The organism is Pseudomonas sp. 9.1(2019), assembly GCF_009910445.1.
GTDB classification, from domain to species: domain Bacteria; phylum Pseudomonadota; class Gammaproteobacteria; order Pseudomonadales; family Pseudomonadaceae; genus Aquipseudomonas; species Aquipseudomonas paraversuta.
The window spans coordinates 517,928-530,256 of record NZ_VBWF01000006.1 but is presented as its reverse complement, the minus strand read 5'-3'; the positions used below and the strand labels follow the sequence as shown (position 1 = coordinate 530,256).

Here is a 12,329-nt window from a genome sequence, read left to right as displayed (position 1 = left end):
CGATGAGTAACAACGAAAAACGCATCCGTGAGTTTGCTTACCAGATCTGGGAATCCGAAGGCCAGCCCGAGGGCCAGGAAGCCCGGCATTGGGAGATGGCGCACAAACTGGCGCAGGCCGAAGCACTCGCCCCGTCCCAGTCCGAACCTCGCAAGGCCCGGGCCAAACCAGACCCTGGCGCGGCCGCCAGACCGGCTGCGAAAGAGCCCGTGGCGAAAAAGCCCAAGGCAACCCGCAAGCCGGCAAAACCCTAACCCGGTTTTTGCAGTGCGCAGACCTGTCTGCGCACTGAATCTTTGATCAGATTTTTAGCAGGCCAGTAATGCCTGACGGCAAAGCTATGCCCTGAAAACACGGTGCCTTCGCCAGTCGCGCTGCGAATTAACGTTCAGGATTTAACCCATTACCCAGGAGCAGTCATGACCAAGCCCAAGTCGCCCCCCCCTGCAACTCCGGACGTTGAACCCTCGCGCATTCGTGAAGGCCTGCCCTTTCCGCTCGGCGCCACCTGGGACGGGCTGGGGGTCAACTTTGCATTGTTTTCAGCCAACGCCACCAAAGTCGAACTGTGCCTGTTCGATCCCAGCGGCGAAATCGAGCTTGAGCGCATTGAACTGCCCGAGTACACCGACGAAACCTTCCACGGCTACTTGCCCGATGCCCACCCGGGGCAAATCTACGGCTACCGAGTCTATGGCCCCTATGACCCGGAAAATGGCCACCGCTTCAATCACCACAAACTCTTGATCGATCCCTATGCCAAACAATTGGTCGGCGAGCTTAAATGGTCTGAAGCGCTGTTTGGCTACACCATCGGCCATCCCGACGCCGACCTGAGTTTCGACGAACGTGACAGCGCGCCCTTCGTGCCCAAATGCAAAGTGATAGACCCCGCCCACACCTGGGGCCACGACCATCGGGTGCAAGTGCCCTGGGACCGTACGATTTTCTACGAAACCCATGTTCGCGGGATCAGCATGCGCCATCCGGCGGTACCCGAAGATGTGCGCGGCACCTTTGCCGGGCTGATGGTTGACGAAGTGATCGAGCACATCCGCAAGCTGGGGGTCACCAGCGTCGAACTACTGCCGGTGCATGCGTTCGTCAACGACCAGCACTTGCTGCAAAAAGGCATGACCAACTACTGGGGCTACAACAGCATCGCGTTTTTTGCCCCCGACCCGCGCTACCTGGCCAGCGGCAAAATCGCCGAGTTCAAGGAGATGGTCGCGCACCTGCACGAGGCCGGTCTGGAAGTCATTCTCGACGTGGTCTACAACCACACCGCCGAAGGCAACGAGCAAGGCCCCACCCTGTCGATGCGCGGGATCGACAACGCCTCCTACTACCGGCTGATGCCCGATGACAATCGCTACTACATCAATGATTCCGGCACCGGCAACACCCTGGACCTGAGCCACCCCTGCGTGCTGCAGATGGTCACCGACTCGTTGCGGTACTGGGCCCATGAAATGCACGTGGACGGTTTTCGCTTCGATCTGGCGACCATTCTGGGGCGTTATCACGAAGGCTTCAGCGAGCGGCACAGCTTCCTGGTGGCCTGCCGCCAGGACCCGTTGCTGCGTCAGGTGAAGATGATTGCCGAACCCTGGGACTGCGGCCCCGGGGGCTATCAAGTGGGCGGTTTCCCGCCGGGCTGGGCGGAGTGGAACGACCGCTTTCGCGATACCGTAAGGGCCTTCTGGAAAGGCGACGAGGGCCAACTGGCCGATTTCGCCGCGCGCATGACCGCTTCCGGCGAGCTGTTCAATCAGCGTGGGCGCAGGCCCTATGCCTCGGTCAACTTCATTACCGCCCACGACGGTTTCACCCTGCACGATCTGGTGTCCTACAACGACAAGCACAACGAGGCCAATGACGAGGACAACCAGGACGGCAGCAACAACAACCTGTCCTGGAACCACGGGGCTGAAGGCCCTGTCGACGATCCCGAAATCAACGGCCTGCGCCTGCGCCAGATGCGCAACTTCTTTGCCACCCTGCTGCTGGCCCAGGGCACACCCATGATCGTCGCCGGTGACGAATTCGCCCGTACCCAGCACGGCAATAACAACGCCTATTGCCAGGACAGCGAAATTGGCTGGATCAACTGGGACCTGGACGAAGACGGCAAGTCGCTGCTCAAGTTCGTCAAGCGCCTGATCAAACTGCGCATGAGCTATCCGATCCTGCGCCGTAACCTGTTTCTGGTCGGCCACTACAACGAAGAACTGGGGGTCAAGGACGTGACCTGGCTGGCCGCCGACGGCAATGAAATGAGTATCGAGCAGTGGCAAGACGCCAATGGCCGCAGTCTGGGCATGCTGCTGGACGGCCGGGCCCGGGTCTCGGGGGTACAACGGGCCGGTGCCGACGCCACACTGCTGATTGCCGTCAACGCGCACCATGACGGGGTCAATTTCACCCTGCCCGAAGTGCCCGAGGGCACCGGCTGGATTTGTAAATTCGACACCTTCGACCCGGACATCAAGGGCCAGGATGTCCTGGCATTCAACAGCACCTATTGCGTCAATGGACGTTCGATGGCGCTGTTCGAGCTGATGCGTGAACAAGGGACCTGAACATGGATCTGCACGCATTTTTTGAAATCCACGCGCCGCGCCTGGACACCCCTCAGGCGCTGGGCGATTGCCTGCGGCAAATGGTGCAGGCCGGCCTCGATCAACTGCCGATGCCGGGCAGCGGCCAGACCCTGGAGCGCTGGCAGCGACTGGGGCGGGTCGCAAGCCAGGACCTGGGCCTGTGCAAGCTTTATGAAGGCCATACTGATGCCCTGGCTACCCTCCACGAACTGGGTGCCCCCCGGCCTGCACCGGGCAGCACCTGGGGATTGTGGGCGGCAGAACCGCCGGATGCCCGGGTCGATGTGCATTTGGTCGATGGCCAGGCCATCCTCACCGGCCGCAAGGCCTGGTGTTCGGGCGCGGCGGTGGTCAGTCATGGCCTGCTCACCGCACGGGATGAGCAAGGCGCGGTGCAACTGGTCGCGGTGGACATGCACCAGCCACACATCAGCGTCTCGTCACATGGCTGGGAAGCGGTTGGCATGCGCGCCACCGCCAGTGTCGAGGTGACCTTCGAGCAGGCGCCCGCCACCTGTATCGGCCGCCCCGGCGACTACTTGCAGCGCCCGGGTTTCTGGCACGGCGCCATCGGTATCGCCGCCTGCTGGCACGCTGCAGCCAGCCGGCTGGGCAGTTACTTGCAACAGCACTGCAGCCAGCGCGAAGAGCCCCACGCCCAGGCCCATCTGGGCGCGGTGAATGCTGCGCTGTACAGCGCCTCCTGCGTTTTGCGCGAGTGCGCCCGGCGGGTCGATGAGAACCCAGAGGCCGACGCGCAACTGCTGGCACGTCAGGCCCGGGCGCACATTGAAGCCTGCGCCGAACAGGTGATTCAGCATGTGGGCCGGGCACTGGGCGCGGGCCCTTATTGCCAGAATCCGCACTTTGCCCGGCTCAGCGCCGACCTGCCGGTGTACCTGCGCCAAAGCCATGCCGAACGCGACCTGCAAGCCCTGGGCAAACTGGTGGCGCTGCAACCTGACACCCGGTGGCCGCTATGAAAACCAATCTGATCGTAGGGGCCGGTACCTCGCTGGAGCACTGGAGCGAATCCCGGCGCCTGGCCGGGTTACCGGAAATACAGCTGTCGGACCTGGTACCCGAAGGCGCCCGCGCGGTGATCATTGCCCCGCACCCGGATGACGAAATACTGGGCAGCGGTGGCTTGCTGCAGATGATCGGCGCGTCCGGCCGTGAGTTGCTGCTTATCTCGGTCACCGACGGCACTGCCAGCCACCCGGGGTCAACCCGGTGGCCCGCGCAGCAGCTGGGCGCGTTGCGCGTTCAGGAGTCCGAAGAAGCGCTGCGCCGCCTGGGGCTCGCGCTACCGCAGTGGCAATGGCTACGGGCAGGGTTTGAGGACAGTCAGGTCGCCACCCGGGAAGCCGCCGTGGCAGTGTTTATCGAGCAGCAGTTACGCCCCGGTGATGTGCTGTTCGCGACCTGGCGCGAGGACGGCCACAGCGATCACGATGCGGTCGGCCGCGCCAGCAGCACTGCCGCCAAAGCAGTGGGCGCGACCCTGCATGAACTGCCGATCTGGACCTGGCACTGGGCCCGCGATGACGATGCCCGGGTGCCTTGGGCCCGCGCGTACAAAATCAACCTCAGCCCCAGTGCCATGGCGCGTAAACGCTATGCGGCCAGTGCGTTCAGCAGTCAGTTGCAGGACGACCCGAGTACCGGCTCAGGCCCGATTTTGCCGGCCCTGGCACTCGAGCGCCTGCTGCGCCCCTACGAAATAGTCTTTGTACAGGAGTGAAACATGGGTGTTTCCACGGCTTTTTTTGATCAGCTGTATGAGCAGCACCCGGACCCGTGGGCTTTTCGCGAGCGCTGGTACGAACAGCGCAAACGCGCACTGACCCTGGCCAGCTTGCCGCGTCAGCATTATGGGTCGATCTATGAGTTGGGCTGTGCCAATGGCGAGTTAAGTGCAGGCCTGGCCCAGCGCACTGACCGCCTGTTGTGTTGCGACGCAGCAGCCAGGGCGGTCGAACTGGCACAGCAACGCCTGAGCCACTGCCCGAACGTTGAAGTTCGCCAGAGCCGGTTACCGGCCGATTGGGCCAGTGGCCGTTTTGACCTGATCGTACTCAGTGAACTGGGCTACTACCTGGATGCCAACGAGTTGCAGTCCATGATTGAGCGGATCGCGGGCAGCCTTGCAGAGCAGGGACAGGTACTGGCCTGTCACTGGCGCCCGGCCATCGAGGGCTGCGCCCTGACCGGGGATCAAGTGCATGGCCTGCTGCATGCCGGCCTGGGGCTGAGCCGGCTCGCACAGCACCTGGAAGATGATTTTGTACTTGAAGTCTGGGGCCTCGACCCTATGTCAGTGGCAAGCCAGGAGGGCCTGCGATGATCGGCATTCTGATACCTGCTCACAACGAGCAAGATCTGCTCGCGCAATGCCTGCAAGCTGCGCTCACGGCAGCCCGGCACCCCGAACTCAACGGCGAGGCGGTCAAGGTGACGCTGGTGCTCGACAGTTGCAGCGATGGTTCGGCAGACATAGCCGCCAAGTACGACATCAAGGTGCTGCACATCAAGGCCCGCAATGTCGGAGTCGCCCGGGGCACCGGTGCACAGTGGCTGCTTGAGCAGGGGGCGCGATGGATCTCCTGCACCGACGCAGACAGCCTGGTAGCCGATGACTGGCTGGTGGCGCAACTGGCGCTCAATACCGATGCCGTATGCGGCACCGTGCGGATCGATGACTGGGGCCCCCTGGTCGATGCCCCTGCCCGCGCCCGATATCTGGCGGCCTATGAGGCCCGGGACGGGCATCGGCACATTCATGGCGCCAACCTGGGCTTCAGTGCCCGGGCATATCGCGATGCTGGAGGTTTTCAGCCGTTGGCGTGCCATGAAGATGTGCATCTGGTGAAGCGGCTGCAGGCCAGTGGTGCCTCCATCGCCTGGAGCCACCGGCCCAGGGTGACCACCAGTGCCCGGCTGGACTGTCGCGCCAGGGGTGGCTTCGGCGATTACCTGAAGTCACTGCTGATCGCCCCGGCAGCTGATCAACATCAACCGGACCCACGGCCCGGTGCGCTATAAATAGCCTGTGTTGAACGGCCAGGCTCGCACCGGGTCGGACCCTGACAACCCAGGAGAAACCATGACCCTTGATATTGCCGGTAACGACATTGAGTCACCCGCCCCGGGCGCAGTGCCTGATGTACACCGAATGAAGGTGCTCACGGTCAACATGCACAAGGGCTTCACCGCCTTCAATCGCCGTTTCATCCTGCCCGAACTGCGCGACGCCGTACGCAGTACATCGGCCGACCTGGTTTTTCTGCAGGAAGTGCTGGGCGAACATGAGAAGCACGCATCGCGCTACGACGCCTGGCCACAGGTATCGCAATATGAATTCCTGGCTGACAGCATGTGGACCGACTACGCCTACGGGCGCAATGCGGTATACCCCGACGGTCATCACGGCAATGCGGTGTTGTCCAAGTACCCGATCAAGTCATACCGCAACCTCGATGTATCCATCACCGGCCCGGAACGGCGTGGCCTGCTGCACTGCGTGCTGGATGTCCCGGGGCACGAGAACGTGCATGCGATATGCGTCCACTTGAGCCTGCTGGAAAGCCACAGACAGTTGCAGATCGTGCTGCTTAATCAGCTGCTCAAGTCCTTGCCGCCTGACGATCCGGTGATCATTGCCGGTGATTTCAATGACTGGAAAGAGCAAGGCAATGCCATGCTTTCCCAGCGTGACGACCTGCACGAAGTATTTGAACGTCACCACGGCAAACTGGCCAGGACCTACCCGGCGCGCTGGCCGCTGCTGCGTCTGGACCGGATTTACCTGCGCAATGCCTCCAGTCACCACCCGACCATCCTGGGCCACAAACCGTGGCCCCATCTATCGGATCACCTGCCGTTGGCGGTGGAAGTGCATCTGTAAACAATCGTTGGTAGCGGCAGTTGCCGAAGGCTGCGCCCGGTTGCCCTGGGACCGTCACACTTGTGAGGCCTTTCACCGGTAGTCGCTGACGAGGCTGCGATGGACTGCGTAGCAGGCCCCGCAACTGAAGGGCCTGCTGCCCCTTGTCGCAGCCTCGTTGCTCGTCAGCGACTACCCGGAAAAATCTGCCCCGGCAGGCTGAAAAGGAAAAGCACCGGGGCATACCACCAGGCATCACGTCGGCTGTAAAATCAGAACCCCCAGCGGCGGCAGATTCAATGCCAGCGAAACCTCCTGGCCATGACTTGGCAAGGCCTGGGTCATCACTCCCCCGCCATTGCCATAGTTGGAACCAGCATAAGTATCCGCATCACTGTTGAGCACCTCTTGCCAGGTACCGGAAAACGGCACGCCAATGCGATATCCCGGACGAGGCACCGGGGTGAAGTTGGCGACCACCAGCAGCGGTTTGCCCGCCTTGCTCCAGCGCAGCCAGGCATAGACACTGTTGGTCGCATCATCCCCGATCAGCCATTGAAAGCCTTGCGCCACATCGTCCTGGTCATGCAGCGCCGGTTCTTCGCGGTACAGGCGATTCAAATCACCCACCAGCTTCTGCACCCCCTGGTGGTCATGGTATTGCAGCAAGTACCAGTCCAGTTGCTGATCGTGGTTCCACTCGCGCCACTGTCCGAACTCACAGCCCATAAACAGCAACTTCTTGCCCGGATGCGCCCACATAAAACTCAGATAGGCCCGCAGGTTGGCGAATTTTTGCCAGCGATCCCCGGGCATCTTGTCGATCAGTGAATGCTTGCCGTGCACCACTTCATCGTGGGAAATCGGCAGGATGAAGCGCTCGCTCCAGGCGTACACCAGGCCAAAGCTCAACTCGTTGTGATGATGGGCACGGTACATCGGGTCCTGCTGGATGTAGTGCAGCGAATCATGCATCCAGCCCATGTTCCATTTGTAGGAAAAACCCAGACCGCCCTGCTGGGTACTCTGACTGACCCCCGGCCACGCGGTGGACTCTTCGGCAATCATCAGAGCGCCGGGGGCTTCCAGGGCTACCACGTCGTTGAGATGGCGCAAGAACTCAATGGCTTCGAGGTTTTCCCGGCCCCCATGAATGTTCGGCACCCACTCGCCCGCTTTGCGCGAGTAATCGCGATACAGCATCGAGGCCACCGCATCCACCCGCAGGCCGTCGATATGGAAATGCTTGAGCCAGTGCAACGCCGAGGCCAGCATGAAGCCATGGACTTCGGTGCGCCCCAGGTTGTAGATCAAGGTGTTCCAGTCCTGGTGATAGCCCTCCAGCGGGTTGGCATATTCATACAGCGCCGTGCCGTCAAATTGCGCCAGGCCATGGGTATCGTTGGGAAAATGCGCGGGCACCCAGTCCAGAATCACCCCGATCCCGGCCACATGACAGGCATTGACGAAGGCTGCGAAATCATCCGGCGAACCGTATCGGGCACTCGGCGCAAACTGGGACAAGGGCTGATAGCCCCACGAACCGCCAAACGGGTGTTCCATGATCGGCATCAGCTCGATATGGGTGAACCCCAGTTTCTGTACGTAAGGGATCAGGCGCTCTGCCAGTTCATGCCAGTTATACAGGCGCGCAACTTCGCCGATATCGTCGACCTCGCACTGCCAGGAGCCGGCGTGCAATTCATAAATGGACAATGGCGCGTCCGGCTTCTGATGTTCAGCGCGACTCTGCATCCAGGCCGCGTCCTGCCAGTCCACCTGCAGCGGCGAGGCCACCCGGGAGGCCGTATCGGGCGGCAACTGGGTGGCCAGCGCCACCGGATCAGCCTTGAGCGGCAAGATACCGTTGGCCCCAAGAATTTCGTACTTGTAGGCTTCACCTGGCGCAAGACGCGGAATAAACAGCTCCCAGACCCCGCTTGGATGGCGCAGGCGCATGGGGTGCCTGCGGCCATCCCAGATATTGAAATCCCCCACCACCGACACTCGCCGCGCATTCGGCGCCCACACCGCAAAACGCACACCGGGAACGCCATCGACGCTCATGACCTGGGCGCCGAAACAACTGCTCAAGTCCCGGTGATTACCCTCTGCAAACAGATACAGGTCCATTTCCCCCAGCAAAGGCCCAAAGCTGTAAGGATCTTCACTGGTCTGCTCGCCACCGGCCCAGCTGATGCTTAGCCGATAGCCGCGGACATCGGCAAAATGCCCGGCAAACAGGCCCGGGACCTCGCTGCTGTCCAGCGTGCCAATCACCTCGTCCGAGTCGCGGGCCACTACCTTGACGCTCAGGGCACCGGGCAAAAATGCCCGTATCACTTGCCCGCCCTCACCGTCCGGGTGCGGCCCCAACACCGCAAAAGGGTCTCGGTGCCGAGTGTTGATCAGTGCTTCGATGTCGTCGCGCGCGGGCAGCACAGCCATTTTCCCCGGGCCAGGAACCTTGTTTGAACTCATCACTTCTCTCCATCCGGTAAAGGCTTGGCCGTACTTGGCAAGTGGGTGAGCAAATCGCTTAAACCCTGCAAGGGAACCCGCAACCAGGCAGGCCGATTTGCCGCTTCATAGATAATTTCATAGGCCGCCTTTTCCAGACTGAACAGCGCCAGTGCGGCATCCTCGCCCCCGGCCACTTTCCAGTCATGGGCAAGGCTAGCTGTTGCTTGCCGGTATGCATCGACCAATGCTGTCCGGGCTTCTTGCAAATAGCGTTCAACCACCCGTTGCCGTGCATCGTCAGCCTGATCCGAGTGATCCGACTGTTGCACGTTGCTGACCGCCATGGCCGCTGCGTAATCGAACGAGCGCAGTAACCCGCTCAGGTCTTTATAGGGGCTGTGCTTGCTGCGCCGGGCTGACAGCGGGCGCGCAGGCTCACCTTCAAAGTCGATGAAGTAGGCATCGCCCTTGACCACCAGCACCTGCCCCAGATGCAGGTCGCCATGCACCCGGATCTTCAGGCCACCCTGGGTTCTCTTGGCCAGTTGCTGGACATGGGCGGTGATCGCGCCTTGTTGCGCCAGCAGTTTTTTCACCTGTTTTTGCTCAGGCTCGCCAAGCTCGGGCAGATGTTGTTTGAGCAGTTTCAAGGCCTGCTTCAATTGCCCGTTGATATGGCTTGCCCACTGCCGGGTATCGGCCTCGGACGTGGTCTGAGGGGCAAAGTCAGGGTTGTCGCTGGCTTGCGCCAGCACCCCGTGCATCTCCCCCAGACGCTGGCCGAGCAAACCGGCAAAATCTGCCAGTTCGACCAGGGCGTTGTAATGCTGTTCGTGCTCGGACATGGCGTCGGCCATTTCGTCACGAATGGCCCGTTCCAGGTTGTTCTGGGTCCAGGTCCAGGCATCGCCCTGGTTACTCAAATAGCCCTGGGCAATCATCAGCAAGGTCTCTTCGCCCCCGGTTCCATGGCGCACCACTGCCCCCAGCAACGGAGAAATATGCTGATACCCGGCCTCGGTCAGATAGGCACCCAGCTCCAGCTCCGGATGCTGGCCACTGCTGATTTTGCGGATCAGCTTAAGCACCATGGCGCCGCCGATCACCACCGAGCTATTTGATTGTTCGGCCGTGAGATAACGCACTTCACTCTGTTCGTTGAGCCCCAGGGCCGCCAGCTGCGCGGTCGCGGTAAAACTGATAGTACCGGCGCTGCTGCTGATTTTCTCGCCGCTTTGCATGCCCGCCAGTACGGCCCTGACAAAGGCTTCAAGAGCAAAAGCATCGGTCATGAAACCGACCTGAGGGCCACGCCGCAGCCGCGACAGTACCGATTGCTGGGCCAACGTGCTGCTTGCCTGATCCTCGCCCAATACCCCAAGGGGCACTTGATAATGGTGTTGTTCGCCGCCGCTGGTGACTTGTACCTCGGTCAGCAACATGGGGTGCAAGGCATCGCCAAAACGGGTGCCGTGGAGAATTTTGACCTGCTCGACCGGTGCATTTTTTTGCCCGAACCAGCGGCGTTTGGGTAACCACGCCGGCAGGATCACGTTTTCCAGAGTGGTCCGCGGCGCGGTATCGAGCAACTCTTCAAGGCGTTGTTTGAGCACCAGGGTCAGCAGTTCGGGCAGGCTTTGCGCCGGTTCTGCGTGCCAGCTCGGCATCTGATTCTCGGTAGCCAGCAAAAACCAGTAAAAACCGTAGGGCGCCAGGGTCAGCATGAAGTCCATCTGGCCAATGGGCGGAAAGGCATTGCCCCCCAGCATCTCCACCGGTACCCGCCCGGCGAACTCGGACAGCTCCAGCTCTGCCGCCTGGGCGCTGCGCGACACGTTGGCCACGCAGAGGATGGTTTCAGTCTTGCCGTCGCCGTCGGTGTATTCGCGAATGTACGCCAGAATCCGCCGGTTGCTGGGGGACAGCATTTTCAAGGTGCCGCGACCAAAGGCTTGTTGCTGCTGGCGCACGGAGAGCAGGCGCCGGGTCCAGTTGAGCAATGAATGCGGATCGCCGGATTGGGCCTCTACGTTCACCGATTGATAGCCATACAGCGGATCCATGATCGGCGGCAACACCAGGCTCGCCGGGTTGGCCCGCGAGAATCCGCCGTTACGGTCAATCGACCACTGCATCGGCGTACGCACCCCGTCGCGGTCACCGAGGTAAATATTGTCCCCCATGCCAATTTCATCGCCGTAATACAGGGTCGGCGTGCCCGGCATCGATAACAACAGGCTGTTGAGCAGCTCGATGCGCCGGCGATCACGTTCCATCAACGGCGCCAGACGCCGACGAATCCCCAGGTTAATCCGCGCCCGCTTGTCGGCGGCGTAGTAGTTCCACAGGTAATCGCGTTCCTTGTCGGTGACCATTTCCAGGGTCAACTCATCATGGTTGCGCAGGAAAATTGCCCATTGGCAGTTCGCCGGAATTTCCGGGGTCTGGCGCAGGATATCGGTGATCGGGAAGCGGTCTTCCTGGGCCAGGGCCATGTACATGCGCGGCATCAACGGAAAGTGGAAGGCCATGTGGCACTCATCACCATTGATGCCATCGCTGTCGCCAAAATACTGCTGGGTGTCTTCGGGCCATTGATTGGCCTCTGCCAGCAGCATGCGGTCGGGGTAATGGGCATCGATTTCGGCGCGGATCTGCTTGAGGATCTGATGGGTCTCGGGCAGGTTTTCGTTATTGGTGCCATCGCGCTCGATCAGGTACGGAATGGCATCCAGGCGCAGGCCGTCGATGCCCATGTCCAGCCAGTAGCGCATCACCGCCAGCACTTCTTTCATCACCTGCGGGTTGTCGAAATTCAGGTCCGGCTGGTGGGAGTAAAAGCGGTGCCAGAAGTACTGGCCGGCGACCGGGTCCCAGGTCCAGTTCGAGGTTTCGGTGTCGAGAAAAATGATCCGGGTGCCGTCGTATTTTTCATCGGTATCCGACCACACGTAGTAATCCCGAGCCCTGGAGCCGGCCTTGGCACGGCGGGCCTTTTGAAACCAGGGGTGTTGATCCGAGGTGTGGTTGATCACCAGTTCAGTGATTACCCGCAGACCGCGCTTGTGGGCCTGGGCGATAAAGCGTTTGACGTCGGCCAGGGTGCCGTAGTCCGGATGCACGCCTCGATAATCGGCAATATCGTAGCCATCATCGCGCCGCGGCGAGGGATAGAACGGCAGCAGCCACAGGGTGTTGACCCCCAGCTCGGCGATGTAATCCAGCTTGCTGATCAGGCCGGGAAAGTCGCCGATACCGTCGTTATTGGAATCGAAAAATGACTTGATATGCACCTGGTAGATCACCGCGTCCTTGTACCAGAGCGGGTCCTTGATAAAGCTGGCCGATGCGGGTTGGTTTGCCATAAGGGAAATACC

At 61.1% G+C, this 12,329-nt stretch carries 9 protein-coding genes; 7 read left to right on the top strand and 2 right to left on the bottom strand.

What is annotated here, in order from left to right:
• The first annotated feature begins 2 nt into the window (after positions 1-2).
• The 7 genes from FEZ21_RS12180 (at position 3) to FEZ21_RS12150 (ending at position 6,510) form a co-directional block, all read left to right on the top strand.
• The gene (locus tag FEZ21_RS12180) at positions 3-254 is read left to right on the top strand and encodes a DUF2934 domain-containing protein (protein ID WP_010656096.1); all 252 of its coding nucleotides are present in this window, start codon (positions 3-5) and stop codon (positions 252-254) included.
• A 165-nt stretch (positions 255-419) separates the two neighbouring features.
• The gene (glgX, locus tag FEZ21_RS12175) at positions 420-2,582 is read left to right on the top strand and encodes a glycogen debranching protein GlgX (RefSeq protein ID WP_160627229.1); all 2,163 of its coding nucleotides are present in this window, start codon (positions 420-422) and stop codon (positions 2,580-2,582) included.
• Positions 2,583-2,584: 2 nt separating this feature from the next.
• Entirely contained in the window at positions 2,585-3,586 is a 1,002-nt protein-coding gene (locus tag FEZ21_RS12170) for an acyl-CoA dehydrogenase family protein (RefSeq protein ID WP_160627227.1), read from the top strand.
• Positions 3,583-4,347, top strand: a complete 765-nt coding sequence (locus tag FEZ21_RS12165; RefSeq protein ID WP_003447564.1) for a PIG-L deacetylase family protein — start codon at positions 3,583-3,585, stop codon at positions 4,345-4,347. The genes FEZ21_RS12170 and FEZ21_RS12165 overlap by 4 nt, the downstream gene beginning before the upstream one ends.
• 3 nt (positions 4,348-4,350) lie before the next feature.
• Positions 4,351-4,950, top strand: coding sequence for a class I SAM-dependent methyltransferase (locus FEZ21_RS12160; RefSeq protein WP_160627225.1), 600 nt, complete (start codon positions 4,351-4,353; stop codon positions 4,948-4,950).
• A complete protein-coding gene (locus tag FEZ21_RS12155; RefSeq protein ID WP_010656100.1) occupies positions 4,947-5,648 on the top strand; it encodes a glycosyltransferase family 2 protein in 702 nt (233 codons plus the stop codon). Before FEZ21_RS12160 ends, FEZ21_RS12155 begins: the two co-directional genes overlap by 4 nt.
• 61 nt (positions 5,649-5,709) lie before the next feature.
• Positions 5,710-6,510 carry an endonuclease/exonuclease/phosphatase family protein gene (locus FEZ21_RS12150; protein ID WP_010656101.1) on the top strand — a complete coding sequence of 267 codons (801 nt, stop codon included), beginning with the start codon at positions 5,710-5,712 and terminating at the stop codon, positions 6,508-6,510.
• Between the two features lie 234 nt (positions 6,511-6,744).
• Here the strand turns inward: FEZ21_RS12150 and glgB are convergent, their stop codons facing one another.
• Both glgB and treS read right to left on the bottom strand, forming a co-directional pair.
• Positions 6,745-8,970: a 1,4-alpha-glucan branching protein GlgB gene (gene glgB / locus FEZ21_RS12145; RefSeq protein ID WP_160627223.1), complete on the bottom strand. Its 2,226-nt coding sequence runs from the start codon at positions 8,968-8,970 to the stop codon at positions 6,745-6,747.
• Complete coding sequence (gene treS, locus FEZ21_RS12140; RefSeq protein ID WP_160627221.1) at positions 8,970-12,317, bottom strand: maltose alpha-D-glucosyltransferase; 3,348 nt, start codon at positions 12,315-12,317, stop codon at positions 8,970-8,972. The genes glgB and treS overlap by 1 nt, the downstream gene beginning before the upstream one ends.
• Positions 12,318-12,329: the final 12 nt, after the last annotated feature.